The organism is Mesorhizobium sp. C395A, assembly GCF_030323205.1.
Lineage (GTDB): Bacteria > Pseudomonadota > Alphaproteobacteria > Rhizobiales > Rhizobiaceae > Mesorhizobium.
The window spans coordinates 1,262,901-1,289,899 of the sequence record NZ_CP100473.1; the positions used below are offsets into that span (position 1 = coordinate 1,262,901).

Annotated in this window: 27 protein-coding genes and 1 pseudogene; 19 read left to right on the top strand and 9 right to left on the bottom strand. The window is 61.9% G+C overall.

The annotated features are described in order from the left end of the window. The first annotated feature begins 1 nt into the window (after position 1). The 4 genes from NLY37_RS06225 to NLY37_RS06240 all read left to right on the top strand — a co-directional run bounded on the left by NLY37_RS06225 (position 2) and on the right by NLY37_RS06240 (position 3,233). Positions 2-778 (top strand): AAA family ATPase, encoded by a 777-nt coding sequence (locus tag NLY37_RS06225; RefSeq protein ID WP_023682312.1) that lies wholly within the window; start codon positions 2-4, stop codon positions 776-778. Continuing rightward, the gene (locus NLY37_RS06230; protein WP_023711525.1) at positions 775-1,296 is read left to right on the top strand and encodes a CoA-binding protein; all 522 of its coding nucleotides are present in this window, start codon (positions 775-777) and stop codon (positions 1,294-1,296) included. The genes NLY37_RS06225 and NLY37_RS06230 overlap by 4 nt, the downstream gene beginning before the upstream one ends. 167 nt (positions 1,297-1,463) lie before the next feature. Next, positions 1,464-2,744: an O-acetylhomoserine aminocarboxypropyltransferase gene (locus NLY37_RS06235; RefSeq protein ID WP_023742820.1), complete on the top strand. Its 1,281-nt coding sequence runs from the start codon at positions 1,464-1,466 to the stop codon at positions 2,742-2,744. Between the two features lie 141 nt (positions 2,745-2,885). Further along, on the top strand, positions 2,886-3,233 hold the full coding sequence (locus NLY37_RS06240; protein ID WP_023742819.1) for a cupin domain-containing protein: 348 nt from the start codon (positions 2,886-2,888) through the stop codon (positions 3,231-3,233). A gap of 20 nt (positions 3,234-3,253) precedes the next feature. On the opposite strand, the gene NLY37_RS30910 is transcribed toward NLY37_RS06240, so the two are convergent. The 4 genes from NLY37_RS30910 to NLY37_RS06255 all read right to left on the bottom strand — a co-directional run bounded on the left by NLY37_RS30910 (position 3,254) and on the right by NLY37_RS06255 (position 5,918). After that, positions 3,254-3,685, bottom strand: a complete 432-nt coding sequence (locus NLY37_RS30910; protein ID WP_502882094.1) for a type 2 periplasmic-binding domain-containing protein — start codon at positions 3,683-3,685, stop codon at positions 3,254-3,256. Further along, positions 3,628-3,954, bottom strand: a complete 327-nt coding sequence (locus tag NLY37_RS30915; RefSeq protein WP_502882095.1) for a transporter substrate-binding domain-containing protein — start codon at positions 3,952-3,954, stop codon at positions 3,628-3,630. Before NLY37_RS30915 ends, NLY37_RS30910 begins: the two co-directional genes overlap by 58 nt. Positions 3,955-3,972: 18 nt before the next feature. Further along, positions 3,973-5,220 (bottom strand): cytochrome P450, encoded by a 1,248-nt coding sequence (locus NLY37_RS06250; protein WP_023742818.1) that lies wholly within the window; start codon positions 5,218-5,220, stop codon positions 3,973-3,975. Positions 5,221-5,327: 107 nt separating this feature from the next. Further along, complete coding sequence (locus NLY37_RS06255) at positions 5,328-5,918, bottom strand: hypothetical protein (protein WP_023742817.1); 591 nt, start codon at positions 5,916-5,918, stop codon at positions 5,328-5,330. Positions 5,919-6,227: 309 nt separating this feature from the next. Here NLY37_RS06255 and clpP point away from each other — a divergent pair, with 309 nt between their 5' ends. The 4 genes from clpP (at position 6,228) to NLY37_RS06275 (ending at position 11,581) form a co-directional block, all read left to right on the top strand. Continuing rightward, entirely contained in the window at positions 6,228-6,857 is a 630-nt protein-coding gene (clpP, locus tag NLY37_RS06260; RefSeq protein WP_023682306.1) for an ATP-dependent Clp endopeptidase proteolytic subunit ClpP, read from the top strand. A 295-nt stretch (positions 6,858-7,152) separates the two neighbouring features. Then, positions 7,153-8,427: an ATP-dependent Clp protease ATP-binding subunit ClpX gene (gene clpX / locus NLY37_RS06265; protein ID WP_023682305.1), complete on the top strand. Its 1,275-nt coding sequence runs from the start codon at positions 7,153-7,155 to the stop codon at positions 8,425-8,427. Between the two features lie 273 nt (positions 8,428-8,700). Continuing rightward, positions 8,701-11,112: an endopeptidase La gene (gene lon / locus NLY37_RS06270; RefSeq protein WP_023682304.1), complete on the top strand. Its 2,412-nt coding sequence runs from the start codon at positions 8,701-8,703 to the stop codon at positions 11,110-11,112. A gap of 196 nt (positions 11,113-11,308) precedes the next feature. Continuing rightward, on the top strand, positions 11,309-11,581 hold the full coding sequence (locus NLY37_RS06275) for an HU family DNA-binding protein (RefSeq protein WP_023669423.1): 273 nt from the start codon (positions 11,309-11,311) through the stop codon (positions 11,579-11,581). 91 nt (positions 11,582-11,672) lie between these two features. Here the strand turns inward: NLY37_RS06275 and NLY37_RS06280 are convergent, their stop codons facing one another. Next, entirely contained in the window at positions 11,673-12,695 is a 1,023-nt protein-coding gene (locus NLY37_RS06280) for an aldo/keto reductase (RefSeq protein ID WP_023705034.1), read from the bottom strand. Positions 12,696-12,879: 184 nt separating this feature from the next. Here NLY37_RS06280 and NLY37_RS06285 point away from each other — a divergent pair, with 184 nt between their 5' ends. Together NLY37_RS06285 and NLY37_RS06290 are read left to right on the top strand one after the other, a co-directional pair. Beyond that, entirely contained in the window at positions 12,880-13,446 is a 567-nt protein-coding gene (locus tag NLY37_RS06285) for an SIS domain-containing protein (RefSeq protein ID WP_023669425.1), read from the top strand. A 3-nt stretch (positions 13,447-13,449) separates the two neighbouring features. Then, the gene (locus NLY37_RS06290; RefSeq protein ID WP_023742816.1) at positions 13,450-14,193 is read left to right on the top strand and encodes a creatininase family protein; all 744 of its coding nucleotides are present in this window, start codon (positions 13,450-13,452) and stop codon (positions 14,191-14,193) included. Positions 14,194-14,305: 112 nt separating this feature from the next. Here NLY37_RS06290 and NLY37_RS06295 read toward each other — a convergent pair whose 3' ends face one another. From NLY37_RS06295 to NLY37_RS06305, 3 genes are all read right to left on the bottom strand, one after another. Further along, positions 14,306-15,223: a carbohydrate ABC transporter permease gene (locus NLY37_RS06295; RefSeq protein ID WP_023669427.1), complete on the bottom strand. Its 918-nt coding sequence runs from the start codon at positions 15,221-15,223 to the stop codon at positions 14,306-14,308. A gap of 9 nt (positions 15,224-15,232) precedes the next feature. Then, complete coding sequence (locus NLY37_RS06300) at positions 15,233-16,348, bottom strand: carbohydrate ABC transporter permease (protein ID WP_023705032.1); 1,116 nt, start codon at positions 16,346-16,348, stop codon at positions 15,233-15,235. Between the two features lie 98 nt (positions 16,349-16,446). After that, a complete protein-coding gene (locus NLY37_RS06305; protein WP_023705031.1) occupies positions 16,447-18,111 on the bottom strand; it encodes an ABC transporter substrate-binding protein in 1,665 nt (554 codons plus the stop codon). A gap of 273 nt (positions 18,112-18,384) precedes the next feature. Here NLY37_RS06305 and NLY37_RS06310 point away from each other — a divergent pair, with 273 nt between their 5' ends. The 6 genes and pseudogenes from NLY37_RS06310 to NLY37_RS06335 all read left to right on the top strand — a co-directional run bounded on the left by NLY37_RS06310 (position 18,385) and on the right by NLY37_RS06335 (position 22,706). Then, positions 18,385-19,437, top strand: coding sequence for an ABC transporter ATP-binding protein (locus NLY37_RS06310; RefSeq protein ID WP_023823241.1), 1,053 nt, complete (start codon positions 18,385-18,387; stop codon positions 19,435-19,437). A 42-nt stretch (positions 19,438-19,479) separates the two neighbouring features. Continuing rightward, a complete protein-coding gene (locus NLY37_RS06315; protein WP_023711516.1) occupies positions 19,480-19,932 on the top strand; it encodes an RbsD/FucU family protein in 453 nt (150 codons plus the stop codon). Between the two features lie 4 nt (positions 19,933-19,936). Continuing rightward, positions 19,937-20,866, top strand: coding sequence for a ribokinase (gene rbsK / locus NLY37_RS06320; protein ID WP_023742815.1), 930 nt, complete (start codon positions 19,937-19,939; stop codon positions 20,864-20,866). Between the two features lie 272 nt (positions 20,867-21,138). Beyond that, a pseudogene (locus NLY37_RS30745) lies at positions 21,139-21,507 on the top strand (alpha/beta fold hydrolase); the annotation flags it as partial. Positions 21,508-21,785: 278 nt separating this feature from the next. Beyond that, positions 21,786-21,941, top strand: coding sequence for an alpha/beta fold hydrolase family protein (locus NLY37_RS06330; protein WP_023742813.1), 156 nt, complete (start codon positions 21,786-21,788; stop codon positions 21,939-21,941). A 390-nt stretch (positions 21,942-22,331) separates the two neighbouring features. Continuing rightward, a complete protein-coding gene (locus tag NLY37_RS06335) occupies positions 22,332-22,706 on the top strand; it encodes a hypothetical protein (protein ID WP_245270996.1) in 375 nt (124 codons plus the stop codon). A 61-nt stretch (positions 22,707-22,767) separates the two neighbouring features. Here the strand turns inward: NLY37_RS06335 and NLY37_RS06340 are convergent, their stop codons facing one another. Further along, complete coding sequence (locus NLY37_RS06340; RefSeq protein ID WP_023700514.1) at positions 22,768-23,781, bottom strand: NADP-dependent oxidoreductase; 1,014 nt, start codon at positions 23,779-23,781, stop codon at positions 22,768-22,770. Between the two features lie 92 nt (positions 23,782-23,873). Here NLY37_RS06340 and NLY37_RS06345 point away from each other — a divergent pair, with 92 nt between their 5' ends. The 3 genes from NLY37_RS06345 to NLY37_RS06355 all read left to right on the top strand — a co-directional run bounded on the left by NLY37_RS06345 (position 23,874) and on the right by NLY37_RS06355 (position 26,956). Further along, entirely contained in the window at positions 23,874-24,806 is a 933-nt protein-coding gene (locus NLY37_RS06345) for a LysR family transcriptional regulator (protein ID WP_023742812.1), read from the top strand. A 194-nt stretch (positions 24,807-25,000) separates the two neighbouring features. Continuing rightward, entirely contained in the window at positions 25,001-25,405 is a 405-nt protein-coding gene (locus NLY37_RS06350; protein WP_023682292.1) for an MAPEG family protein, read from the top strand. Positions 25,406-26,050: 645 nt separating this feature from the next. Then, positions 26,051-26,956: an SMP-30/gluconolactonase/LRE family protein gene (locus NLY37_RS06355; protein ID WP_023693321.1), complete on the top strand. Its 906-nt coding sequence runs from the start codon at positions 26,051-26,053 to the stop codon at positions 26,954-26,956. Positions 26,957-26,999 lie beyond the last annotated feature (43 nt).

Below are 26,999 nucleotides of genomic sequence, written 5' to 3' on the forward strand. Positions count from 1 at the left end.
CATGGGCTATCGCAAGCAACTGACGCGGCTTAAGGCGCCTTATCTCAAACGCATCCTGATTGACCCCGAGCGCGTGGAAGATTGGGAAAAATATCCCTGGAACCTGCCGCTGTTCCGCGGCCGCGAATTCGAGCTCGAATTCACCACGCCGATCACCATCATTGTCGGCGAAAACGGCACCGGCAAATCGACGCTGCTGGAAGCGATCGGCGCGGTGGCCGGTTACGACGAAGCCGGCGGCGGCAAGGGCTACATGCCCGTCGACCACTCCGGCGCCATCGACGAGAGTGGTGCAGCGCTTGCCGACACGTTGCGCGGTCACTGGCTGCCGAAGGTCACAGCGGGTTGGTTCTTCCGCGCCGAATCTTTTTACACGGTTGCCCGCTATCTCGATCAGGCGGCGCTGGAATCTGGCGGGGCGCCGCCGGATTTCCTGTCCTGGTCGCATGGTGAAGGGTTCATCCGCTTCTTCGAGGAGCGCTGCCGCCGGCAAGGTATCTACATCCTCGACGAGCCCGAAAGCGCGCTGTCGCCATCGCGGCAGATCGAGCTGCTGAAGATGCTGCGGCGCATGGACCGGTCCGGCACGGCTCAAGTGATCATGGCGACGCACTCGCCGCTGCTGATGGCCTGTCCGGGCGCGCGGCTGTTCCGCATCAGCCGCTTCGGCCTCGACCCCACAGATTTCACCGATACCGATCATTTTCGCATGATGCGCGACTTCTGCACGGACCCGCAGTCCTTTATGGAGGAAGCACTGAGGGAGACCGACGAGTGAATCACGATAGCTACGACAATGCCTATATCGGCGGCATCCTCAATTCTGTGAAGACCATCGCCATGGTCGGCGCGTCGGCCAACGATGTCAGGCCGAGCTTTTTCGTGCTGAAATATCTGCTGGCCAAGGGCTTTTCGGTGTTTCCGATCAATCCGGGGCAGGCCGGCAAGGAAATCCTCGGCCGCATGACCTATGCCAGCCTTGCCGATCTGCCGGAGCCGGTCGACATGGTCGACATCTTTCGCGCCTCTGCATCGGTGCCCGGCATTGTAGATGAGGTGCTGAAGCTCGACCCCTTGCCGAAGGTGATCTGGATGCAGCTTGGCGTGCGCGACGACGAGGCGGCCGCGCGTGCCGAGGCGGCCGGTATCAAGGTGGTGATGAACCGCTGCCCGAAGATCGAATATGGCAAGCTGTCGGGCGAGATCGGCTGGACCGGCGTCAACTCCGGTGTGCTGTCGTCGAAGAAGCCGCTGATGCGGTCGGGATTCCAGAGTTTCGGTGTGCGCCAGAAGTAAGGCAGTGAATGGTGAATGGTGAATAGAAGGATTTTCCTGGAAGCCGGGTAAAGCCGCATATGAGCGGCTTGCAATCAAGGTGGGACTGGCCGACTTTGCGACCACCATTTATCGCTCACCATTCATCATTTCACCATTCACACGTTTACCGCTCAGGGAGGTTTTCGATGACCCGCACGCCCGGTTTCAACACGCTCGCCGTCCATGCCGGCGCCAAGCCCGACCCGGCAACGGGCGCACGCGCCACGCCGATCTACCAGACGACCTCCTTTGTGTTCGACGATGCCGACCATGCCGCCTCGCTGTTCGGGCTGAAGGCCTTCGGCAACATCTACACCCGCATCATGAACCCGACCCAGGCGGTGCTGGAAGAGCGGATCGCGGCGCTCGAAGGCGGCACGGCTGCACTTGCCGTTGCTTCCGGCCATGCCGCACAGGTGATCGTGTTCCACAATCTCATGCGGCCTGGCGATAATTTCGTCGCCGCCACAAGGCTTTACGGTGGTTCGATCAATCAGTTCGGCCATGCCTTCAAGAATTTCGGCTGGGAGGTGCGTTGGGCCGACACCAACGACATCTCCACTTTCGAAAGCCAGATCGATGGCAAGACCAAGGCGATCTTCATCGAGAGCCTGGCCAATCCCGGCGGCACCTTCGTCGACATCGAGAAGATCGGCGACATCGCCCGCAAGCACGGCTTGCCGCTCATCGTCGACAACACGCTGGCCTCGCCCTATCTGGTGCGGCCGATCGAGCATGGCGCCGACATCGTCGTCCATTCGCTGACCAAGTTCATCGGCGGCCACGGCAATTCGATCGGCGGCGCCATCGTCGATGGCGGCACGTTCGACTGGTCGAAATCCGGCAAATATCCGATGCTGTCGGAGCCGCGCCCCGAATATGGCGGCCTTGTCCTGCACGAAACCTTCGGCAATTTCGCTTTCGCCATCGCCGCGCGCGTGCTTGGCCTGCGTGACATCGGCCCGGCGATTTCGCCGTTCAATGCCTTCCTGATCCTGACCGGGCTGGAGACCTTGCCGCTCAGAATGCAGCGCCATTGCGACAATGCGGTCACCGTCGCCGGCTGGCTGTCCAACCACCCCAAGGTCGCCTGGGTCAACTATCCCGGCCTGCCCAGCGACAAGAACAACGCGCTGCAGAAGAAATACTCGCCGCAAGGCGCCGGTGCTGTCTTCACCTTCGGCCTGAAGGGCGGCTACGAGGCCGGCATCAAGTTCGTCGAGGCGCTCGAACTGTTCTCGCACCTGGCCAATGTCGGCGACACCAAGTCGCTGGTCATCCATCCGGCCTCGACCACGCATCGCCAGCTTTCCGACGAGCAGAAGGTCAAGGCGGGTGCCGGACCGGACACGGTTCGGCTTTCCGTCGGCATCGAGGATGTCAACGACATCGTCGCCGATCTGGAACAGGCTTTGGCTAAGGTTTGATTTTCTTAGTGAGTAGTGAGTAGTGAGTAGTGAGTAGTAGTCGGTATTCATTAGTTAGCAGTGATTAGTGACTAGCCATCCGCGTCGAGGGAGCGCTTTCCACTCACTACTCACTACTCACTAAACTGTTGGAGGCAAATCCTGTCCGCGCATTACCAGACAATATCGACCGACAGCGTCGACGCCGAGCATGGCGCACCGGCGCCGGATCGCCTGATTGCGGGCGATCCGAAATTCCGCACCTGGAATGTCGAAGAGCGCGATGGCGGCCTCTACGCCGGCATCTGGGAAGCGACGCCGGGCAAATGGCGAATCGTTTATGACGAGTGGGAGTTCTGCCACATCCTGTCCGGCGTCTCGGTGGTTGCCGAGCACGGCGGCGAGGCCCGCACGGTGCGCGCCGGCGACAGCTTCGTGCTCAGGCCAGGCTTCAGGGGCAGCTGGGAAGTGCTTGAAACGACCCGCAAGGAGTATGTGATCAAGCTCTGACGCTCGGTCGCGCTTGGACTTCACAAAAGCCGATCGATGTCAGTGTCGGAAAAGCCGTATCCGCTCATCATCTCCCTGTGCCAGGGACTTCCAAGCAACTCACTGAGACATAAATCGACGCGCTGGAGCAGGGTGGCACTGCCTTTGGCGAGAGCGAAAGCGCCGGGCGCTGGCTGTTTTTCGACTGCCGGGACGTCGACGACGTCGAGAGGCGCGTCGGGTCGCCGGCTCAGAGAGCCGCGATGCGCGAGCGCTGCACTCGCATAGGCATGCACCACGCCGGCCGCGACGGCGTTAGCTGCTTCGGCCTGAGTGGCAAATATCCTTAGCCGTTCGGGCTGAATAGCGTTTTGCAGGGCCGTCCGGTGCTGGATCTGGCCCGATATGACGCCGATCAGCGCGACGGACCGATAGCCATCGAAGGCGCGGGGATTGTCTTTCGCGACCAGCAATCCATCCGCAGCATCCAGATCGGCCTTGTGAACTCGACCAGCTTCCGGCGGTCGTCGGAAATGAACAGGCCGGTGGTTATGTCCCACCGATGTTCGGCAAGCCCAGGCAGCAGTTCGGCAAACTCGGTCTCGATGGGCAAAAGTTCCAGCCCGAGCGTCAGGCAGACCCTCGTGGCCAGTTGGGCATCGCTGCCGCCCAGACGTCCCGATCCGTCGATAAAGCAGAAGGGTGGTTCCTGTAGAAAGGCGAATCTCATTTTCTCGGGCATGCGTCGGCTCCGCCGTCCTCACAAGCTCACAATGAGCTTTTCCAGCCCATGGAAATGATAGGTGTCGCGGAAGCGCGGCTCCTCCGCAAGATGGAGTTGCGGCTGCCGCTCGAACAGGGTTTTCAGCGACACCTGCAACTCCAGCCGCGCCAGCGGCGCACCGATGCAGAAATGGATACCGGCGCCGAACGAGACATTCTTCTGGTCTGGTCGGCCGGGCCGGAAGGCGCCAGGTTCGGCAAGGGCAAGCGGATCATGATTGGCCATGCCGAGCAGCAGGCCGATCGTCTCGCCCGGCTGTACGACAACCCCGGATGTCACCTCGACCTCCTGATAGGCGTAGCGGGTGAACATGTGCAGCGGCGCGTCGAAGCGCAGGCACTCCTCGACCGTCGCAGCGGTTGCTTCCGGCGAGGTGAAGAAACGGCCGGGGTCGCCGCCTTGCGCCAGCAACGTGCGCACGGCGTTGCCGGTTTGATGGACGGTCGCCTCGTGGCCGGCATTGAGCAACAGGATGGCGGCCGAGACCAACTCGTCTTCCGACAGCTTCTGGCCATCCTCTTGCGCCGCGATCAGCAGCGACAGCAGGTCGTCGCCAGGCTTCTTGCGCCGCTCAGCGACATAGCCACGCAAAAAGTCGGAAAAATCGCGCGCGGCGCGATTGGCCGCTTCCTCGGTCTCGCGCGTCCGGCCATGCATGTACATGGCCACCATCCGGTGCGACCAGTCGAGCAGTTGCGGCCCCACTTCCACCGGCACGCCAAGCATTTCGGCAATGATGGTGATGGGCAAGGGCGCGGCGAAGCTGGGCAATAGATCGACCTGGCGCGGTTCGAACCGGTCGATCAGTTCATTGGCCAGCGCTTCGACGCGCGGTCTCAGCCGCTCGACCTGGCGCGAGACGAAGGCGCGGTTGACCAGGGTTCTGAGCCTGGTGTGCACCGGCGGCTCCAGCTCCAGCATCGAATTGCTCTCGATGCCGTCGAAAGCGGCCAAATGCGAGCGATCCTCGCCGATGCCGCGGCTGTCGGGAATGCCGGCCGGGTTCTGGCGGCCGAAGCGGCGGTCGCGCAACAGCCGGTTGACGTCGTCGAAGCCGCCAAAGCACCAGAAGCCGAATTCCTCCCAGAAGAAGGCATTCGATGCGCCATGCAGGAAGGCGTAGGCGTCGTAGGGGTTCTGGAAAAACGCCGGTTCGTGCGGATCAAGCCGCAGGCGGCGCGTGGCTGGATCAAAGGCGAGGTAGGGCGGCATGGATGTGGTCATGCCAGACCATTACCGCGGCTTGCCGGCTTGGTGCCAGACCGGATGTTGGCACCCGACGGCCCTATGGATTGAGCCAACCGAGACGGACCTCGGCGAAGTACCGAAGTCTAATCCTCGCAATGCCTGGCAATATGCACGCGGCGCCAGCTGGTCGAGCCTTCCTGCACCACCACCCGGCGCGCCACCCTCTGGTATGACGGCGCTATCTGGGTGACGTGCCGCCGCTCGGGCCGCACCAGCACTTCATGGGCGACGCTCTCATATTCGGCCGGCAGCACAACCCGGCGGGTGCGCTCCGGTTCAACCACCACCGTTTCGGCGACGCGCGCATAGCGCGCCTTGCGCCACACCTTGCACAGCACCTTGCGGCCGTGGATGACGCGCCATTCCCAGGCATAGCCGCCATCGTCGACCTGGACCGTGCGGTAAACGGTGCGGGTTCTCGCCGGTACGATGTCATAGGTGACTCGGGGCGGCGCGATCTGCTCGACGCGCTCCATGGTGCCATAGATCGGCGGATCATAGTCGACCAACTGCCCGCCGGGACTGACCATGACGTCTTCATAGACGGTGTCATAGAGCGCCGGCCTGTGCACCGGCTCATAGCATTCGGCGGCCCGGCCGTCGGCAACCGCATCGGACACCATGCCGAGACCGGCAAGGCCGGAAATGGCGAGGCAAACAGTTTTCCTGATCATGGCACTCCCCCTGTTTGAACGCGAGAAGGTGAGGTTCAACGTTGAACTGTAGGGGATGGTTCTCCGGGGGAAAGCGGTTTCGCCGCGTTTCGTTAAGCGACGGGGTTAAGGAATTGCTACACCGCAAAAACGCCGTTGGCCGCCTTCGGGCTTCCCTTGCGCGGAAACCTTGATTCGACTTAACCAGATGGCTAGGAGAGGCGGCCTTGCGCTAGGGTGAGCCGGCATCCTATTTACATTCTAACCATCAAGAACCGATTCTGCCCGATTTCCCGGCGCCGGAATCCCCATCTCCAAAAAGGGTAGTCCATGAAGAACCCCGTCGAAACCTACATGAACCTCGTTCCGATGGTGGTCGAGCAGACCAATCGCGGCGAGCGGGCCTACGACATTTTCTCGCGCCTGCTGAAAGAGCGCATCATTTTCATCACCGGCCCGGTCGAAGACGGTATGGCGACGCTGGTTTGTGCACAGCTTTTGTTCCTCGAGGCCGAGAACCCGAAGAAAGAGATCAATCTCTACATCAACTCGCCGGGCGGCGTGGTGACCTCGGGCATGGCGATCTACGACACCATGCAGTTCATCAAGCCGGCGGTGTCGACGCTGTGCATCGGCCAGGCGGCGTCGATGGGCTCGCTGCTTCTGACCGCCGGCCACAAGGACATGCGTTTTGCCACGCCGAACGCCCGTATCATGGTTCACCAGCCTTCCGGCGGTTTCCAGGGCCAGGCCTCCGACATCGAGCGGCATGCGCAAGACATCATCAAGCTGAAGCGCCGCCTCAACGAGGTCTACGTCAAACACACCGGCAAGAGCTACGAAGACATTGAAAAGACGCTTGACCGCGACCATTTCATGACAGCCGACGAAGCCAAGGATTTCGGCCTCATCGACAAGGTCATTTCGTCGCGCGAGCCGGTCGAAGGCGCTGCGGCATAAGCGCTGCATGGCAGTTGCGTGGCTGGATAACGCGCTTTTGCTGGGATTTGCGGCATTTCGGCCACAATTGGCTGTTCCCTCGGTGGATGGGATTGCCTACGTTAAGGCTATGTTGATTTTCGACGGCTTAGCTTTGTGCAGGGTTGGCGCGAATCATTGCGACGTTTTCTGATTTGTGTTTCGTACGGAATGCGTTGCGGGAGCCGGGACACTGGCGGCGGCGAATTCCCGCGATAGATAGGATATACGCCCTTTCAGCCAGACCATCGGCGGGCGGCCATGAAAGGACAGGAAAATGAGCAAAGTCGGCAACAACAGCGGTGATTCGAAGAACACGCTTTATTGCTCGTTTTGCGGCAAAAGCCAGCACGAGGTGCGCAAGCTGATCGCCGGCCCAACGGTGTTCATCTGCGACGAGTGCGTCGAGCTATGCATGGACATCATCCGCGAGGAGAACAAGACCTCGATGGTGAAGTCGCGCGAGGGCGTGCCGACCCCGCAGGAGATCCTGAAGGTTCTCGACGACTATGTCATCGGCCAGCCCTACGCCAAGCGCGTGCTGTCGGTGGCTGTCCACAACCACTACAAGCGCCTGGCGCATGCCGGCAAGAACAACGACGTCGAATTGGCGAAGTCCAACATCCTGCTGATCGGCCCGACCGGCTGCGGCAAGACGCTGCTTGCCCAGACGCTGGCCCGCATCATCGACGTGCCCTTCACCATGGCCGACGCGACGACGCTGACCGAAGCCGGTTACGTCGGCGAGGACGTCGAAAACATCATCCTGAAGCTGCTGCAGTCGGCCGACTACAATGTCGAGCGCGCCCAGCGCGGCATCGTCTACATCGATGAAATCGACAAGATTTCGCGCAAGTCCGACAACCCATCGATCACCCGCGACGTGTCGGGCGAGGGTGTGCAGCAGGCGCTTCTGAAGATCATGGAAGGCACCGTTGCCTCCGTGCCGCCGCAGGGCGGCCGCAAGCATCCGCAGCAGGAGTTCCTGCAGGTCGACACCGCCAATATCCTGTTCATCTGCGGCGGCGCCTTCGCCGGGCTGGACAAGATCATCTCGGATCGCGGCAGGAAGACTTCCATCGGCTTCGGCGCCATCGTGGCTTCGCCCGAGGATCGTCGCACCGGCGACGTGTTCCGCCTGGTCGAGCCCGAGGATCTCTTGAAGTTCGGCCTCATCCCCGAGTTTGTCGGCCGTCTGCCGGTCCTGGCGACGCTTGAAGACCTCGACGAGCCGGCGCTGATCCAGATCCTGACCGAGCCGAAGAACGCGCTGGTCAAGCAGTATCAGCGGCTGTTCGAGATGGAGAGTGTCGACCTGACCTTCCATGAGAATGCGCTGTCGGCGATCGCCAAGCGCGCCATCGAGCGCAAGACCGGCGCCCGTGGCCTGCGCTCGATCATGGAAGCGATCCTGCTCGACACCATGTTCGAACTGCCCGCTCTGGAAGGCGTGCGCGAAGTGGTGATTTCGGAAGAAGTGGTGACCGGCAGCGCCCGGCCGCTCTACATCTATTCCGAGCAGAAGGAAAAGAAGGGCAACGTCAGCGCCTGATCTGGCATCTGGCCTAACCTTTTTATGGAACGGCGCCCGCGGGGCGCCGTTTTGCTGTGGTGAGGTACCGATCCTTGTGACGGAGTGGATGAACGAACGTGTCGACCCTTGATCTTTGCCCCTCGTGCATCCAACTAACATCGGAAGGCCGTGGTGCCGAATTCTGTGCTGTAAAACTCCCGTCACAAACGGTGGTAGGCGGAACGATCCCCGGTCGTTAATATGAGATTCGCGGTTGGCTCAATTAGCGGCCGCGACATGAAAGGTTGGACAATGGCCAAAATATCCAAGGCTCCCAGCGACGGCGTCTTCGCAGTCCTCCCACTGCGCGACATCGTGGTGTTCCCGCACATGATCGTTCCGCTCTTTGTCGGGCGTGAAAAGTCGATCAAGGCGCTGGAAGAGGTTATGGGTCAGGAAAAGCAGATCCTGCTTGCCACCCAGATGAATGCCGCCGATGACGATCCCGAGCCCGATGCGATCTTCGACATCGGCACGCTCGCCAATGTGCTGCAATTGCTGAAGCTGCCCGACGGCACCGTCAAGGTGCTGGTCGAAGGCGCTTCGCGTGCCAAGATCGTCTCGTTCACCGACCGTCCGGACTTCCACGAAGCTACCGCCACGGCGCTGGTCGAGCCGGAGGAGGAAGAGGTCGAGGTCGAGGCGCTCGCCCGTTCGGTCGTCACCGACTTCGAAAACTACGTCAAGCTGAACAAGAAGATCTCGCCTGAAGTGGTGGGTGCCGCCAGCCAGATCGACGACTATTCCAAGCTCGCCGATACGGTTGCTTCGCACCTCGCCATCAAGATCCCCGAGAAGCAGGAGATGCTGGCCACCCTGTCCGTCAAGGAACGGCTGGAAAAGGCGATGGGCTTCATGGAAGCCGAAATCTCCGTCCTGCAGGTGGAGAAGCGCATCCGCTCGCGCGTCAAGCGCCAGATGGAGAAGACGCAGCGCGAATACTACCTCAACGAGCAGATGAAGGCGATCCAGAAGGAACTCGGCGAAGGCGAGGACGGCCGCGACGAGGCCGCCGAGATCGAGGCGCGCATCAAGAAGACCAAGCTCTCCAAGGAGGCCCGCGAAAAGGCGGAAGCCGAGTTGAAGAAGCTGCGGACGATGTCGCCGATGTCGGCGGAATCGACCGTCGTGCGCAATTACCTCGACTGGATCCTGTCGATCCCGTGGGGCAAGAACTCCAAGGTCAAGCAGGACCTGGCGTTTGCGCAGAACGTGCTCGACACCGATCATTTCGGCCTCGACAAGGTCAAGGACCGCATCGTCGAGTATCTCGCCGTGCAAAGCCGCCAGAAGAAGCTGAAGGGGCCGATCCTGTGCCTCGTCGGCCCTCCCGGCGTCGGCAAGACCTCACTCGGCAAGTCGATCGCCAAGGCGACCGGCCGCGAGTTCATCCGCATGGCGCTTGGCGGCGTGCGTGACGAGGCCGAGATCCGTGGCCACCGCCGCACCTATATCGGCTCGATGCCCGGCAAGGTCATCCAGTCGATGAAGAAGGCCAAGAAGTCCAACCCGCTCTTCCTGCTCGACGAGATCGACAAGATGGGCCAGGACTTCCGCGGCGATCCGTCATCGGCTTTGCTCGAGGTGCTCGATCCCGAGCAGAACTCGACGTTCATGGACCATTACCTCGAGGTCGAATACGACCTGTCGAGCGTGATGTTCGTGACGACGGCGAACACGCTGAACATCCCTGCGCCCCTGATGGACCGCATGGAGATCATCCGTATCGCCGGCTACACCGAGGACGAGAAGATCGAGATCGCCAAGCGTCACCTGATGCCCAAGGTGATCCGCGATCATGCCCTGCAGCCGAAGGAATTCTCCGTCGGCGAGGACGCGATCCGCGGCATCATCCAGACCTACACCCGTGAAGCGGGCGTCAGAAGCCTGGAGCGCGAGCTGATGAAGCTCGGGCGCAAGGCGGTGACCGAGATCCTGAAGACGAAGAAGAAGACGGTGAGCATCACGGCGGCGAACCTCGCCGATTACCTCGGTGTTCCGCGCTTCCGCTTCGGCCAGGTCGAGGCCGACGATCAGGTCGGTGTCGTCACCGGTCTTGCCTGGACAGAAGTCGGCGGCGAGCTGCTGACGGTCGAAGGCGTCATGATGCCCGGCAAGGGCCGCATGACGGTGACCGGCAATCTGCGCGACGTGATGAAGGAATCGATCTCGGCGGCGGCCTCTTATGTCCGCTCGCGGGCCATCGATTTCGGCATCGAGCCGCCGCTGTTCGACAAGCGTGACATCCACGTCCACTTGCCCGAAGGCGCCACGCCGAAGGACGGTCCGTCTGCAGGTGCTGCCATGGCGACAGCCATCGTGTCTGTCATGACTGGTATTCCGGTCCGGGCTGATGTGGCGATGACTGGCGAGATAACGCTTCGCGGCCGCATCTTGCCGATCGGCGGCCTCAAGGAGAAGCTGCTCGCCGCATTGCGCGGCGGCATCAAGAAGGTGCTGATCCCGGAAGACAACGCCAAGGATCTGGCGGAGATACCGGACAATGTGAAGAACGGTATGGAGATCATTCCGGTCTCACGTGTCGGCGAGGTTCTGAGGCACGCGTTGGTGCGCATGCCGGAGCCGATCGAGTGGGTCGAGCCAGTCAATCCGCCGGCTTCCACCGATACCGTTGACGATGCTGGAAAGTCGCTTGCACATTAGAAACTACTAAAGTTGCAGTGCACAAAGAGAGAGCCGGGCCTTGAGCCCGGCTTTTTCATGTGAAAAACCCACCTTTTCCGGGCTTTTTTCGACTTATTTCCGGCTTTTTGACTTGGGTTTGCGAGCGCTTCTTTCTAAAGTCCCTCTCCTGCCGGATGAGTCGAAAGTTCCGGTTTTCTCATGGAAGGGAATTTTTATGAACAAGAACGAACTGGTTTCCGCTGTCGCTGAATCCGCGAGCATTTCGAAGGGTGACGCACAGTCGGCGGTTGAGGCGGTGTTCTCCGTCATCACTGGCGAACTGAAGAAGGGCGGCGATGTACGGCTCGTCGGCTTCGGAAATTTCACCGTCTCCAAGCGTGCGGCATCGACTGGCCGCAACCCGCAGACTGGCGCGGAAGTGAAGATTCCGGCGCGTACCGTGCCGAAGTTCTCGGCCGGCAAAGGCCTCAAGGACGCGGTCAACTAAAAATTTTTTCAGAGAATGTTGGAAAGCCGGGTTCGCCCGGCTTTTCTTTTGCCTCGATCGCGGCAAGCCGTCAGCCCGCTGAGGCGCGCCTTCAGCCCACCGGCGCATCCGCGCGCATCAGGCCTTCCTGCTTGAGGTCCGCCCACAGCGCCGCGGGCAGCTTGGCATCGAGCAGGGCGCGGTTGCTTTCGACTTCGCTCGGCCGCTGGCCGCCGGGGATGACCGACACCACGGAAGGGTGCAGCAGCGGAAACTGCAGCGCCGCCTCGATCAGCCTGACGCCATGGCGCTCGCAGACGGCCTCGATGCGCCCGACGCGATCCATGATGTCCCTTGGCGCCTCGGAGTAATTGTAATAGGCGCCTGGCTTCGGCCCGGTCGCCAGGATGCCGGAATTGTAAGGACCGCCGAGAACGATGCCGATGCCGCGTTGCTCACAGAGCGGCAGGAAGGTGGCAAGCGCTTCCTGTTCCAGCAGCGTGTAGCGCCCGGCCAGCAGGAACAGGTCGAAGTCGCCACGCTCCGCCAGCGTCTGGCAAACCTCCCATTCGTTGATGCCGCCGCCGAAGGCCTTGATCACGCCCTGGTCGCGCAGCGCAACCAGTCCGTTGTAGCCCGAGGCCATGAATTCCTCGATGCGCTGGTCTGACGCCTCCTTGCTGCCATGGGTGAAGATGTCGAGGTCATGGACGAAAAGGATGTCGATGCGGTCGACGCCAAGCCGTTCCAGCGACGCCTCGAACGAGCGCATGACGCCGTCATAGCTGTAGTCGTAGACCTCCTTGCGCGTCGGTGTGTCGAAGAACTTGCCGATGCCGGTTCGCTCCTCCGGCGGGCAGGCGCGCAGCAGCCGGCCGACCTTGCTCGACAGCACGTAGTCGTCCCGGCTTTTGCCGCGCAGGAAAGCATTGAGCCGCGTTTCGGCGAGACCCAGGCCATAGAGCGGCGCGGTGTCGTAGTAACGGCAGCCGGTCGCCCACGCCGCCTCCAGCGTTGCGTTGGCATCCGCGTCAGGGACGGCGCGGTAAAGGTTGCCGAGCGGCGCGCTGCCGAAGCCAAGCTCGGTGAAGTCGAGGCCGCCATTGCCGATGCGGTCGAAATGCCGTGTCTTCATGTCGTGCTGATTTCCTGGATTGATTTGTCTGACATGACACTATCACGCCGCTGGCTCAGCAAAAGCCGCCATGGCCGTTGGACAGGCATTTTCGCGGTGATAGCATGAACAAAAACAAGCCTTTCTCCGAAAGCGCGCAACCGAAATCACCGGCCACAAACCCAGCCGGACAGATGGGACTCTCATGACGAATGCCGGCTCGGATATGTTTTCGACCGCCCTGCAAGAGCTGGGCGCCGTACTGGCGCGCGTCGACGAAGCCGGCATCGACACCGCCTGCGAAACCCTGGCCCGCGCGCAAAAGATCGTCGTCTATGGCTGCGGCCGCGAGGCCTTGCAGCTCAAGGGTTTCGCCATGCGCCTCTATCACCTCGGGCTTGAGGTGTCGGTGGTCGGCGACATGAACACGCCACCGCTTGGCGCAGCCGATGTCTTCCTGGTCAGTTCCGGCCCGGGCGAGACGACGACGGTGCTCACCTTGATGCAAGTCGCCCGCAAGGCCGGCGCCACCGTGCTTTTGCTCACCGCCGAGGCAGGCAGCAGTGCGGTCGCGCTTGCCGACTTCACCTTGCTTATCCCGGCGCAGACCATGGCGCGCGACCAGGGGCCGCAAAAGACATCGCTGCTGCCGATGGGCTCGGTCTTCGAAGGGGCGCTGTTCCTGCTGTTCGAGGTCATGGTGCTGAAGCTCAAGGCGCTGACCGGCCAGTCGTCCGAGGCCATGCGCGCCCGCCACACCAACATGGAATAGATCATGCGCTACGAACTGATGCTGCCGCACCAGATCCGCAAGGCGATCGCCGAGAACTGGCCGGTCGCTCTCCCGCTCGGCGTGCTCGAATATCACGGCGAGCACATGGCTGTCGGCATGGACACGCTGGCCGTCATCAAGACGCTGGAGCTCTACGAGAAGGAGGCCGACATCGTCATCCTGCCGGCTTTCTACTACGGTGCGGCGAGCTATGTGGTGGCAGCACCCGAAGGCAACGGCTCGGTGCAGGTCGGCGGCAACCAACTGGCGCCGTTCGCCGAAGAATTGTTCTACAGCCTGCTGCGCATCGGCTTTCGTAACATCAACGCCATCATCCACCACCAGACCGAGAACTTTGCCGCCGGCATGCCGACCGATCTCGCCTTCAAGGCCGCCGGCCGCCAGGCGATCTTCCGCTTCCTCGAGAAGCAGCGCGGCGAGGGCTGGTGGGGCTCAGACGGGATGGCCGATTATTATGCCGGGCACGCCGCCGGCGAGAATTTCTTCAACTGGGTGCAGGTGCACCCGCTAATGTCGGCTGCCATGAACGGGAAGTATCCGTTCGATCATGCCGGCATCGGCGAGACGTCGCTGATGCTGGCGCTGTGTCCGGAAGCGGTCGATGCCGGGCGTTTTGCGGACAATACAAGCTGGTACACGGTGAGTGCCAAGGACGCCTCGGCGGAGCTTGGGCAGAAGGGCGTCGCGATGATCATGGATCATCTCACGGAAATCCTGAGGCGCTAGCTACGAGACTGTCGGGCGGCTTTCGTATTTTCGTTATCTTAGGGTGTGCGCCGCGTCGCTTCGCTCCTTGCTTCGCCCTAGGATGACGAAGCGATGGGGGGCTGCCTCTCGCCTACTTCACCGCCCCAGCCGTCATGCCCATGATCAGATACCGCTCAAGCGCAATCCCGATGACCGCCAGCGGTGCGATCGCGGCGGTGGCAAGAGCCGCCATCGACCACCAGTTGATGCCTTGCGAGCCGGTCTGGCTCGCCACCATGACCGGGATGGTCTTGGCGTCCGTCGAGGTCAGCAGCGCGGCGAAAAAATACTCGTTCCAGCACAGCACCATCGCCAGGATGAAAGCGGCGACCATGCCCGGCAGCGCAATCGGCATGACGATGCGGAAAAAAGCGCCCCAGATCGACAGGCCGTCGACCAGCGCTGCCTCCTCGAGCTCGACCGGGATCGAGTTGAACTGGTCGCGCATGATCCAGATGACGATCGGCAGCACCATCAGCGTGTAGAGCAGGATCAGGCCGATGCGTGTGTCGAGCAGGCCGACCTCGCGGTAGAGCACCAGGAAGGGCAGGGCCAGCACCACCGGCGGTAGGATCAGCTGCGACAGGAAGAAGAAGGAGATGTCCTCGTTCTTGAACCAGGCGAACTGATAGCGGTAGCGGGTCAGCCCATAGGCGGCGAGGCTGCCAATGACGATGGCGAGGCTCGACGCACCGACCGAGGTGATGACCGAATTCATGAAGCGCTTGAAAAACTCCTCCCGCACCGTCGAGGTCTGGAAGATCGAATCCGGCGACAGGCCGAGCGAGCGCCAGCCCTTCCAGTCCGGCTGGAAGTCGACGAACGGGATGAGGTGTCCTTGCGTGACGTCGACCGCGGTCTTGAACGAGGTGGTGATGGTCCAGTAGATCGGGAACAGGCAGATGAAGGCCCAGAACGCCAGCGCGCCATAGATGAAGATGCGATTGGCCAGAAAACCCAGCGGTGAGCGGATTTCCGAGGCAGCATAGTCGGTGGTCTGGACGCTCATTGTGCCTCGTCAGTTCACGTTGCGCACGAAGCGATTGGCGAATTTCAACAGCCAGGTCACGAACACGACGATGATGACGAGATAGGCCATCGCCAGCATGGTGCCGTAGCCGACATTCGAACGGTCGCGGTATTCGCGGTAGATGAAGCTCGACACTGAATCCGTGGCGCCGCCGGGGCCGCCGGAGGTGACGGTAATGATGATGTCGGCAAGCTTCAGCTTGAAGATGATGCGCAGGATCACCGCCGTGACCGACACCGGCAGCATCAGCGGGAAGGTGACCTGCCAGAAAGTCTGCCAGGGCGTGGCGCCATCGACGCGCGCCGCTTCCAGCACGTCGCGCGACATCGCCTGCAGGCCGGCAAGCAGCATGATCATCATGAACGGGATGAAGGTCCAGGCGTCGAGCACCATGATCGAGATGCGGGCGGTGATCGGGTTGGAGAAGAAGGCGGGGTTTTCCCAGCCGAAATGGCGCGCCAGCGTCGCCGCCGGCCCGAAACGGTACTCCATCAGCGATTTGCCGATCATCCACGACACCGCGACCGGCGACAGCATCAGCGGCATCAGGAAGACGACTCGGAAGAATTTGCGCGCCCGGATCTGCGCGTTGAGCAGCAGCGCCAGGCCGAAGGCAATCACATACTCAACCAGCACGGCGAGCACATAAAGCACCATGTTGAACAGCGCGTTGCGGTAGTAGGGATCGGCCAGCATCTGCCAGAAATTGTCGAGCCCGTTGAACTTGCGGCCGGAAAAGGACGACAGGTTCCAGTCGGTCAGCGCGATATAGAAGCCGAACAGCGTCGGGAAGATCACCATGGCGATGGTGAACAGCAGCGCCGGCAGCAGGAACAGCGCGCGCTGGCCGTCCTCGCCGCGCGTCAGCACCTGGCCGATGCCAAGCGTCACGCCCCACAGAACATAGGCGTAGACGATCGGACGCCAGGTCTCGAAGCCGAGCGTGGTGATCTCGTTCTTGTAGAGGATCTCAAACGCGATCACCGCCAGCAGGCCAAGCGTGGCGGCCGCCATCAGGGCAAAACCCGCCCGCTTGCGGGCCGGCGAGATCAGATCGGCTGGGCCGGCGTTGGCCGGCCATACATTGGTGGTCTGGTCAGCCACGCGTCCCCGTCCGTTTAAAAAATCAAGCCTGCGACCGGCCCGAGCCGGTCAGGTCCGGCGGCTTGCACCGCCGGACCTGTTGTCACGATAGGATCAGCCTACACGCCGAGCGAGGCCTTGTAGAGCTTGATCTGGTTTTCGCGGCCGATCTGGTCGGTCAGCTTCTCCCAGGCCGCGGCAATGGCGTCGGCGCCTTCCTGCGCCTTCATCTTGCCGGCGAATGTGTTGGCCAGAATGTCCTCGGCAGCCGAATAGTACTGGAAGATGCCGGGGATGCGCGGTTCGATCGCCGCGTTCGGATGGTTGTAGCTGTCGGCTTCCGACTTCAGATACGAGGTGATGAACGCCTCGTCGTAGCCTGCCGCCACCCATTCGGGAATGTCGAAATGCGAGTTGCGGTAGGGCTGGAAGCCGGACGGATACATCGCCGTCCAGATTGACAGGTCCTTGCCGCCGAGATGAGCGGCGGCCGACCATGCCGCTTTTTTCTTCTTTTCGTCCGTATCGACGCGGGCCATGACATAGACGCCCCAGCCGAGATAGGCACAGTTTGGCGCATAGTTCGGGCCGCTGGCGAGTTTGTCCCAGGCGCCGGTCTTGGCATTGTAGACGTCGTCGGATCCCGGCAGGATCGAGAAGCCGGTGACGTCGCCGATGACCGAGCTATCGTTGGTCTTGACGTTGGAGCCGACGTCGCCCCACCAGGTGACCATTGAACCGGTGCCGGCCAGGAACTGCTGGAAGGCTGTCGTGTTCGGGTCGGCGTTGATCTGGTCGGCGGGCTCCGACGGCAGCGCGTCGATGACGTCCTGGATGGCGCGCACCCAGGCCGGATTGTTGATGCGCGGCTTCATCGTGTCGGCATCGAACAGCCAGGCCTTGTCGTCGGGATGCTTGGCATAGGCGGTGGCGCGGCTGCCGAGGAAGTAGAAGCCGAAGCCGCCCCAGGCCTTGGGCGCATCGAGATAGCCGAAGACGTCCTGGTCCTTGAACTTCTTGCCCTTGAGGAATTTTGTGACGGCCTGGACTTCCTGCCAGGTCTTCGGCACACCCCATTCGGTGGTCGCACCGCCGTCCTTCCACGCCTTGGCGAGGTCGGCATCGGCAAAAACGTCGGTGCGGTAGTTGAAGTTGTGCGCATCGCCATCGACGGTGATCCGGTACTGCTTGCCGTCCCAGGTGCCGACCGGCGGCTGCAGGTAGGCCACGACATCCTTCATGTCGATCTGCTCTTTGACCCAGTCGGGCATCTCGGAGGTCAGGCCCTTGCCGCAGACATCGCCTTCGAAGGGCGCGCCCATCTCGATGATGTCGAAGTCGACGGTGCCGGTGGCGATCGACTGCTGCAGGCGGGCATTGTAGTCGGCCTGCGCCAGGTCGATCCAGCTGATCTTGGCGCCGGTATAGGCCTCCCACGGCTTCAGGAAGCCGCGGAACAGCACATTGTGCAGGTTCTGGTTGTTGAGGCCCATGAAGGTGAGCTCGACGCCGGCGAATTCGCCTTCCTTGACATTGGCCTTGGTGGCTTCCAGGCAGAGTTCGCCTACCTTCTGGAAGTCGGCATCCGTCGGCTGGCCTTTGCCGACGCCGGGGATCTGCAGAATTTTGGAGCGTAGCTCGCTGGCGGCTTCAGCCGGGCGGGTGAAAGCGCCGAGCCCAGCGCCCGATGCGGCGGCAATCGCGGCCATCGAGGCCGCGCCTTTGAGTATGTCACGCCGGGTGGCACCCGCGCGGACGAGTTTTTCGTACAGACCGACTCTCATCTATTCCTCCCAGAACAACAGTCGTGAATTAAAATGCCAATCCCTCCGACGCCGAAACGTCGGCGGTTCTCCTTTATCATACGGGGACGTGGGACCCCACCCTGCGTCGCCTGGAGCTCCGATTTTCGGATAAAAATCCGACTGCCGGATTGGCAACAGCTAATATTTGCGTAATCGATTACCTTGTCAACACGAATGGCTTTTTATCGATAACATACCGACTTGCCCTTGCCGTTGGCAATGGCTAGCTTCACCGCGAGAAAAGGGGGGACGATGGCTCAAGTCGCGATCAGCAATGTGGCCAAGGCGTTCGGAACCGTCAAGGTCCTGCACGAGGTCAGCGTCGATATCGCCGATGGCCAGTTCGTGGTGTTGGTCGGCCCGTCGGGCTGCGGCAAGTCCACGCTGCTCAGGATGGTGGCCGGGCTGGAGACCGTCTCCGGCGGCACGATCGCCATTGGCGAGCGCATCGTCAACAATCTGCCACCGGCCAAGCGCGACATCGCCATGGTGTTCCAGAACTACGCGCTCTATCCGCACAAGACGGTGGAGCAGAACATGGCGTTTGCGCTGAAGCTGCGCAAGACCGATCCAGCCGTGGTCGCCGAGCGGGTCAAGCGCGCCGCCGACATTCTCGACCTCAATCCGTACCTGAAACGCTATCCGCGCCAGCTATCCGGCGGCCAGCGCCAGCGCGTCGCCATGGGCCGCGCCATCGTGCGCAATCCGCAAGTCTTCCTGTTCGACGAGCCGCTCTCCAATCTCGACGCCAAGCTGCGCGTGCAGATGCGCACCGAGATCAAGGAACTGCACCAGCGGCTGAAGACCACCACCATCTACGTCACCCACGACCAGATCGAGGCCATGACCATGGCCGACAAGATCGTGGTCATGCGCGACGGCCGCATAGAGCAGGTTGGCGCGCCACTGGAATTGTTCGACCGGCCGGCCAATCTGTTTGTCGCCGGCTTCATCGGCTCGCCGTCGATGAACCTGCTCAAAGGCGTGGTGCGCAAGGTCGACAAGGTCGAGATAGCGGGCACGCTGTTCCCGATCGCGGCCGGCAGCGCCGCCAAGGAGGGCCAGGCCGTGGTCTATGGCGTGCGGCCCGAGCATCTCGAAATCCATCCCGACGGCGTGCCGGCAAAAATCTCGGTGGTCGAGCCGACCGGTTCCGAAACGCTGGTCTTCGTGCGCTTCGGCGACGGCGAGATGGTGGCGCTGTTTCGTGAGCGCCACGACTTCAAGCCCGGCGACACGCTCAATCTCAAGCCGCGCCTCGACCAGGTCCATCTCTTCGACGCCGAGACCGGCAACCGGCTCTGATTTCCAATCGACTTTGACCAAACCTGTTTGACGAGGACTGCCATGCTCAAAGGGATCAACCCATTGCTCAATGCCGATGTGCTCCAGGCGCTCAGGGCAATGGGACACGGCGACGATCTGGTCATCGCCGACACCAATTTCCCCGCCGATTCGGTGGCAAAGCAGACCGTGCTCGGCAAGCTGCTGCACATCGACGCCTCGGCGGCCGATGTGGTCAAGGCGGTGCTGTCGCTCTATCCGCTGGACACTTTCGTCGACGATGCGGCCGCGCGCATGGAGATCGTCGGCAAGCCGGACGAGATCCCGCCGGTGCAAAAAGAGGTGCAGAAGGAGATCGACAAGGCGGAAGGCAAGGCCTGGCCGATGATCTCGGTCGAGCGCTATGCCTTCTACGAGCGCGCCAAGAAAGCCTATTGCGTCATCCAGACCGGCGAGCGCCGCTTCTATGGCTGCTTCGCCTTTCGCAAGGGCGTCGTGCCGCCGGACGCCGAGTAGGGCTATGGCGTCGGGCAAACCTGTCGTCATTCTGGGCGTTTTCGTCGCCGACACCGCCTACCGCGCCGATCGACAGCCGCGCATGGGTGAAACCATTCTTGGTAATTCCTTCAAGCTGGGACCGGGCGGCAAGGGCTCGAACCAGGCGGTGGCGGCAGGCAAGCTCGGCGCGGACGTCACCTTCCTGACCCGGCTTGGCGTCGATGCTTTCGCCGACATGGCCAAGGCGACCTGGGCAGAGGCGAGCGTCAAATCCGCCGTCATCGAGACGCCGCAAAGCTATACCGGCGCGGCCTATATCTTCATCGAGGAGACAACCGGCAACAACGCCATCATCGTCAGCCCGGGTGCGGCGATGCTGATCTCGCCTGAAGACATCGAGGCCAACGCCGGCCTGATCGGCGGCGCCGGCGTCTTCGTCACCCAGCTCGAGCAGCCGATCGACGCGGCACTGCGCGCACTCGAAATCGCGCGCGGTGCAGGGGTGACCACCATCCTCAATCCGGCGCCGGCGGCCAAGCTGCCGGACCGCATCTATACGCTTTGCGACTATGTCACCCCCAACGAGACCGAGGCCGAAGAGCTGACCGGCATCAAGGTTTCTTCGATCGACGAGGCTCGCCGCGCCGCCGACAGCCTGCTCAAAAAGGGCGTCGGCTCGGTCATCATCACGCTCGGCGAAAAAGGCGCGCTGCTGCACACGGCCGCTCGGTCCGACCATGTTCCCGTGGTCAGTGCCGGTCCGGTGGTCGAAACCACCGGCGCGGGCGATGCCTTCAATGGCGGCCTGGCCGCCGCACTCGCCAAAGGCGTGGAGCCGCTGCAAGCCGTCCGCTTCGCCTGCGCCGTCGCCGGCATTTCGGTGACAAGGCCGGGTACGGCGCCCTCCATGCCGACGCTGCAGGAGGTCGAGGCGCTGCTGGCCAAGGGGTGACGTCGTTGCGGGAGAGACCGAATTCAGATCCGACCGGATCTGAATTTCCACATGAAAGACCATGTTCTAGACGATTATGTCACATTTCTCCTGAGGAGAAATGGCGCGAGTGACGGGGCTCGAACCCGCGACCTCCGGCGTGACAGGCCGGCGAAAACGCCTGATTAATCAACGAATGGTTTCAATTCCTCACGCTCTCGAATTTGCGGGAAAAAGCGCGAAATTGAAACTTGCTTATCAGAACTCCTCGTCAACTCCGCGAGATATTAACTTTGATCGACGCATCCGCTGCTGCCAGCCTAGCGGCTGGACCGGGACAGACTGCTCCCGGCGACTTCTGGATCGGCTGGAGACGGCAGATCGATGCGCTCGCTTCCGCCGGATTCCGGGTCATCGTTCCCGACCAGAGGGGCTACAACACCAGTGACAAGCCGAAAGCCATCCGTGAATACACGCTCCCGAAGCTCGTCGGCGATGTCGTTGCCATCGCCGACGCGCTCGGCATCGGAAGGTTTCACCTCCTCGGTCATGACTGGGGCGGTATCGTCGCCTGGGCGGCAGGCGCAAAGCTGCCGCACCGCCTGGAAAGGCTCGTCATCCTGAACGCGCCCCATCCCGAGGTGCTGCTTGCCCATTCCTTGCGATCTCCGACCCAGTTCCTGCGGAGCAGCTATGCGGCCTTTCTTCCAGTTCCCCTTGCTGCCGGAGGCTTTTCTGGGGGCGGGGCGCTCGGCTCTGCTGGCACGGGCGCTCATCAAATCCAGCCGAACAGATGCCTTCACGGCGGAGGAAATCGCAGAGTATCGGCAGGCCTGGGAACGGCCGGGGGCGCTGACAGGCATGCTCAACTGGTATCGGGCGCTGCGCTTCCGCCCAAGCCTGAAGGAGGATCACGACGCCGACCCTTGTACTGTGGGGGATGCAGGACCAAGCTCTGGAATATGGCCTGGCCGAGCGCAGTCTGGCCCTTTGCAACGATCGGGGCCTGCAGACGTTCGAGAAGGCGACGCATTGGGTACAGCGCGAAGAGGCCAGCGCGGTGAATGCCGCGCTTCTGGCGTTCCTGGACGGCTGAGATGCCGTTCCGTTCTGCAGGTGGCCTGACTCGCCGTGATCTCCTGACCGTGCTCGCTGCCGCGGTCACAACCCACCACCTTACCTCCTCTGCTGATGCAGCATTGGCAGAGGCCTCAACGGAGCATCCGATGCCACACGTCGTCCTTCTCGGGGATTCGATCTTTGACAACGCTGCCTATGTCGCGCGCGGGCCCGACGTAGTGCGGCAGCTGCGGGAGCGCTTGCCGGAGGGGTGGCGTGCAACGCTAAACGCCGTCGACGGCGCCGTCACAAGCGGCGTCGAGCGGCAGCTTGAACGGCTCCCCAGGATGCTAGCCATCTTGTCGTCAGCGTCGGTGGCAATGATGCTCTTCGTCATGCAGGGATTCTGGAGCAGGGGGCCTGTTCGGTGGCCGAGGTTCTGGACAGGATCAGCGATATCCGGGAGGAATTCGAGCATGACTACTGTACGATGCTCGAGGGGGCGCTGGGCCAAAACCTACCCACCGCTGTCTGCACGATCTACGAGGCGCGCTTTCCCGACCCACAGCGTCGTAGACTTGCCGCAACTGCCCTGACGGTCCTCAACGACGTCATCACCCGGGCGGCGTTCTCGCGCGGTTTGCCGCTCGTCGACCTGCGCTTGGTATCGAATGAGGACGCGGACTTCGCCAATCCTATCGAACCGTCAGTGCAAGGCGGCGCGAAGATCGCGGCAGCCATCGCGGCACTTGTAGTCGAGCACGATTCAGCCGGACGTCGGTCGGTGGTCTTCGTCGGCTAAACGGCGTAATCGCGCCCGATCGTCTGCACTCCCGATGGTCGGTCGGACTGAAAGCAACAATTCAGACGGCCAGCACGATCTTGCCTTGAATACTGCCGTCGGCGGCGCGCTCATGTGCGCGCGATGCCTCGGCCAGCGGGAATGTGCTGTCGATGACGACACGCACAAGGCCGTCGTCGAGCAGGCGGGCGGCTTTTGCCAACTGCGCGCCATTGGATCGAACCTGTGTGGATGAGACCGTGATCCCCAGCCTCTCTGTCTCTTCGTGACCAGCGAAGCCCAGTGGGTTGACCAGGAACAGCGCGCCGCCCGGCTTCAGAACATGGAAGAAGCGCTCCATGTCCGCGCCGCCCACCGCGTCGAGGACAAGGTCGACGTCTCGAACGACATCTTCCGCCGCGGTTGTCTTGTAGTCGATGAATTGATCCACGCCGAGATCGCGCATCAGCGCCTCGTTCTTGGCCGATGTCACCGCGATGACGCGCGCGCCCCGCCATTTCGCCAACTGGACGGCCAGATGCCCGACACCGCCTCCGGCACCATTGATGAGCACCGTCTTGCCGTCGAGGGGCACCGGCTCATGCGGTAAGGGCTGGAACGGATTCGGCTCGTCGTGGCCAAGTTCGATCAAGAACTGCCATGCCGTCAGAAGCGACATCGGCGCACCAGCCGCATGAATATGGTCGATGCCGGCTGGTTTCAATGCAACATGCGATGCCGGCACACTGACATAATGCGCGTAGGCATTGCTACCCGTCATCAAGTTATCGGGGAAGCGAACCATTGCGTAGACCTCGTCACCGATGCTGAACTCAGCGACGTCAGCGCCAACCGCTTCAATGACGCCCGACACGTCCGTGCCGAGAATCAGTGGGAAGGACGCGTTGGGTCGCCATTCTGGCGGCAGTGCGCGATAGCCATCCCGCAGATACCAGTCGGGCGGATTAAGCCCGGCCGCCTGGACTCGGACAAGCACCTCGCCGGGCTTCACACCCGGCCTAGGCGCGTCTTCGTACACCAGCATCTCGGGACCACCGAATGCGTGCAGACGGACTGCCTTCATCTTATCGCTCATTGGTGAAATCTCCGCTCATCCATGTCATTGGAGCGAATCTAGCGGCATGACCGCCGGTTGATAATCGGTGCCGATGGCGGTTAAGTAATGCCATGGCGGAACATATCACTTTGGATCGGCTCACTGGCATCATCGCCTTCGCGCGTGCGGGATCGCTGGGCAGCTACACGGCAGCGGCGCGCGCGCTGTCGATTTCCCCTTCGGCGGTCAGCAAGAGCGTCCAGCGGCTCGAGCGGCATTTAGGAGTGTCGCTGTTTACCCGTACAACGCGCTCGCTCACCTTCACGCCCGAAGGGCGCGACCTGCATGAGCGCGCGCTGCGTCTGCTACGCGAGGCGGAGGAAATAGAGCAGGCGGCAATGACCGCGCGCTCCGAACCATCGGGCACGTTGCGCGTGGCCGCGTCGCTGCCGATCGGACTGCATCTGATCGCTCCGGCTTTACCGGCTTTCCGTCGGCTCCATCCGAACCTGATCGTCGATCTCAGGCTGGGTGACCAGATGGTGGACATGATCGAGGAAGGGATCGATGTCGCCATACGCATCGGTGATCTGGCTGATACCCGGCTACTATCACGCAAGATCGCACCCCATCGGCTTTGCTGCTTCGCCTCGCCAGCCTATCTCGAGGAACGCGGCACACCGACCCATCCCGATCACCTGGAAGGGCACGACACCGTCAACCTTCGATATCAGAGCACAGGCCAGGCCTTTCGCTGGCCCTTCCGGATTGGCGACCGTGAAATCGAGATCGTGCCCAATTCCGGTGTGGTCGCCGATGCCAGCGATGCCGTGCTCATCATGCTGGCAGCCGGCGGTGGGATAGGCATAGGCGCCTCCTTCATGGCGGCTCCCTATGTGAAGCGCGGCGAACTGGTCCCAGTGCTGTCCACGTTCGCGGTCGAGCGAAACAATGTCACCGTGCTCTGGCCGGCAAGCCGACGCGCCAACCCCGCCGTGCGCGCCTTTCTGACCATGCTCGACGCCGCTTTCACTCTGCGAATGGCAGCTTCAAGCATCGACTGATCTGGCGCGGAAGGGTCGCTAAAGGGCGAAAGCGGTCAATCCTGCTGATTGGCTGAACGGCAGCTATTCCGGGCACAACGTCCAAAAGCTGCTATTCCGTTTCGGCCCCACTACAGGCCGCCCCTCCTCGTCGAATAGCATTAGACTAGTTGATCGGCTACAACGACCTAGATTGCTAGCAACGGGGAGGGCACATGTCGGCGAGTGCTTACGCATTGACTGGCTTCATCTCGTGGGCGCTGGCCCTGCTGATCGTGATGGAAGTTATCCGGAGCTACCTGGTGATCTCTGGGCAAGTCCCGGCAAACGGCTTTACGCCAGATAACGGAGCCCTCTCCCCGTTTATGCGGAGGTTAGCCCGTGCCCACGCCAACTGCATTGAAGGGCTTCCAATCTTCGGAGGTCTGCTCGGAGTCGCGATCATCATTTCAAAGACAGATGTCACGGATCCCTTGGCCTCCACGATGTTAGGCGCACGTATAGTGCAGTCGGTGATCCACCTCGTCTCAACCAGCCAACTCGCGGTCAGTCTCAGGTTCACCGCGTTCGCTGTGCAAATGGTGATTGGTGCGTATTGGTGCTGGTTGCTGTTGATCTGAAGAGTGGCGGAGCCCCGACGCAAAAGTGGGCCACCTCGATTCCGGGAGCCTTGGCAAACCCACTCCGGATCGTGACCCGAAAGACTGTCCCTTTTGACAGGCGAGCGAACCGCAAAACTGGCAGTGGCAAAACCGCCGTTGAGGCATGATATTGGTGTTGGATTTTGGGGCTACTCCCCAGCTTCGGAGAAGGATCGGCGTTCAGAGAGCAATTTGCACGCCTGGGCGCTGCGGCGCTCCCCAGCTTTTGGCCACACGCACGCCCTGCAAACGCTCGGCTCAAGAGCGCCTGGCAGCGGAGCAGAGAATTGTTGGACTTTGTGAGTGTTAGAGGGAGAGGAACTGAGATTCAACCTTCTCCACCTGCACTTGTTCCTTGCACGCTGGCCTCAGCAGCACCTAATCCTGCCACCCAACCTGGAGGAGCAAGCCAGTGCTACCGAGCTATGTAGACACCGATCGGCTCGCGCTGTAGCCATAGGCCTCCGCCCGTCGGGGTTCACCGGCGCCGGGGTGGGGGGGCGGCCTAGGGGGGCCAGCAACGCGCACGTCAGCCAAGCTATCTTTGAGTCGCCAGGTCCGGAGACCGCCAGGCTGGATTATACCCGACAAATCTTGTTAGGCTGCCGTTCTGGGGGTCGCACGATGAACGAGGTTGAAAAGCTGGCCGTCGAGGTTGTCGCGACCGGCCTTGGCTGGCCCGAGGGCCCGACGGTGCTGCCCGATGGCCGAATTGTCATCGTCGAAAGCTATCGCAGCCAGCTGACGGCCATAGATCGCGACGGAAGTGCTCGCCAGTTCGCGTATGTTGCCGGAGCGCCCAACGCCTGCGTTCTCGGATCGGATGACCTGCTCTATGTCTGCCAGAACGGCGGCACGACCGGACCTTGGCGGGCCGCGGACATGACGACGCCATCGATCCAGCGGGTTGCCGAAGGCGGAAAGCCGGAAATCCTGCTGAGCGAAGTCGCGGGCATTCGGCTCAATGGGCCAAACGATCTTGTATTTGCTGCTGACGGCCGGCTCATCTTCAGCGATCCCGGCACATACAACCCGGGGAATCCGGACCCAAGCTACATTTTTGCCGTCAACCCCGATGGCAGTGCTTACCTTGCTCTCGGTTTCGACAAGCCGACCTTCCCCAATGGTGTGGCGATCGAAGCCGACGGCTCGATCATTTGGGGGGAGTCCTATACGGGGCGCGTCAAGCGGCAGCGTCCGGATGGTTCCGTCGAAGACCTGGGCCGCTTGCCTGGGGCCAATCCGATCCCGGACGGGCTGAAGGTCGGAGCCGATGGCCGCCTTTATGTCACGGATATTGCCGCCAACGGCATTCACGTTCTGAAGCCCAACGGCACAGCGGAGGGTTTCTTCGTCTGCGGCAAGGCAACGACCAACTGCGTCTTCTCGGGCGAGATGCTTTGGGTGACAAATGCCGGCGTGCTGGCGACCGGCAGCGATCCCTCCTTTGAGGGAACACTCTCCTGCGTGCGTGTTCCGGGAGGCGGTGGACCGACGCATCATGGTCGCATCGGCGGAAAGCAACCGTGAGTAGCTCCTCGTCCGCCTCAAACACAGGCGATGACCGCGGTGC

Bases quoted from the DNA above. Each gene is read 5' to 3' on its own strand.
- NLY37_RS06225 (WP_023682312.1), top strand. From the start codon at position 2: ATGGGCTATCGCAAGCAACTGACGCGGCTTAAGGCGCCTTATCTCAAA.
- NLY37_RS06235 (WP_023742820.1), top strand. From the start codon at position 1,464: ATGACCCGCACGCCCGGTTTCAACACGCTCGCCGTCCATGCCGGCGCC.
- NLY37_RS30915 (WP_502882095.1), bottom strand. From the start codon at position 3,954: ATGCCCGAGAAAATGAGATTCGCCTTTCTACAGGAACCACCCTTCTGC.
- NLY37_RS06250 (WP_023742818.1), bottom strand. From the start codon at position 5,220: ATGACCACATCCATGCCGCCCTACCTCGCCTTTGATCCAGCCACGCGC.
- NLY37_RS06255 (WP_023742817.1), bottom strand. From the start codon at position 5,918: ATGATCAGGAAAACTGTTTGCCTCGCCATTTCCGGCCTTGCCGGTCTC.
- clpP (WP_023682306.1), top strand. From the start codon at position 6,228: ATGAAGAACCCCGTCGAAACCTACATGAACCTCGTTCCGATGGTGGTC.
- clpX (WP_023682305.1), top strand. From the start codon at position 7,153: ATGAGCAAAGTCGGCAACAACAGCGGTGATTCGAAGAACACGCTTTAT.
- lon (WP_023682304.1), top strand. From the start codon at position 8,701: ATGGCCAAAATATCCAAGGCTCCCAGCGACGGCGTCTTCGCAGTCCTC.
- NLY37_RS06275 (WP_023669423.1), top strand. From the start codon at position 11,309: ATGAACAAGAACGAACTGGTTTCCGCTGTCGCTGAATCCGCGAGCATT.
- NLY37_RS06280 (WP_023705034.1), bottom strand. From the start codon at position 12,695: ATGAAGACACGGCATTTCGACCGCATCGGCAATGGCGGCCTCGACTTC.
- NLY37_RS06285 (WP_023669425.1), top strand. From the start codon at position 12,880: ATGACGAATGCCGGCTCGGATATGTTTTCGACCGCCCTGCAAGAGCTG.
- NLY37_RS06290 (WP_023742816.1), top strand. From the start codon at position 13,450: ATGCGCTACGAACTGATGCTGCCGCACCAGATCCGCAAGGCGATCGCC.
- NLY37_RS06295 (WP_023669427.1), bottom strand. From the start codon at position 15,223: ATGAGCGTCCAGACCACCGACTATGCTGCCTCGGAAATCCGCTCACCG.
- NLY37_RS06305 (WP_023705031.1), bottom strand. From the start codon at position 18,111: ATGAGAGTCGGTCTGTACGAAAAACTCGTCCGCGCGGGTGCCACCCGG.
- NLY37_RS06310 (WP_023823241.1), top strand. From the start codon at position 18,385: ATGGCTCAAGTCGCGATCAGCAATGTGGCCAAGGCGTTCGGAACCGTC.
- NLY37_RS06315 (WP_023711516.1), top strand. From the start codon at position 19,480: ATGCTCAAAGGGATCAACCCATTGCTCAATGCCGATGTGCTCCAGGCG.
- rbsK (WP_023742815.1), top strand. From the start codon at position 19,937: ATGGCGTCGGGCAAACCTGTCGTCATTCTGGGCGTTTTCGTCGCCGAC.
- NLY37_RS06330 (WP_023742813.1), top strand. From the start codon at position 21,786: ATGCAGGACCAAGCTCTGGAATATGGCCTGGCCGAGCGCAGTCTGGCC.
- NLY37_RS06340 (WP_023700514.1), bottom strand. From the start codon at position 23,781: ATGAGCGATAAGATGAAGGCAGTCCGTCTGCACGCATTCGGTGGTCCC.
- NLY37_RS06345 (WP_023742812.1), top strand. From the start codon at position 23,874: ATGGCGGAACATATCACTTTGGATCGGCTCACTGGCATCATCGCCTTC.
- NLY37_RS06350 (WP_023682292.1), top strand. From the start codon at position 25,001: ATGTCGGCGAGTGCTTACGCATTGACTGGCTTCATCTCGTGGGCGCTG.
- NLY37_RS06355 (WP_023693321.1), top strand. From the start codon at position 26,051: ATGAACGAGGTTGAAAAGCTGGCCGTCGAGGTTGTCGCGACCGGCCTT.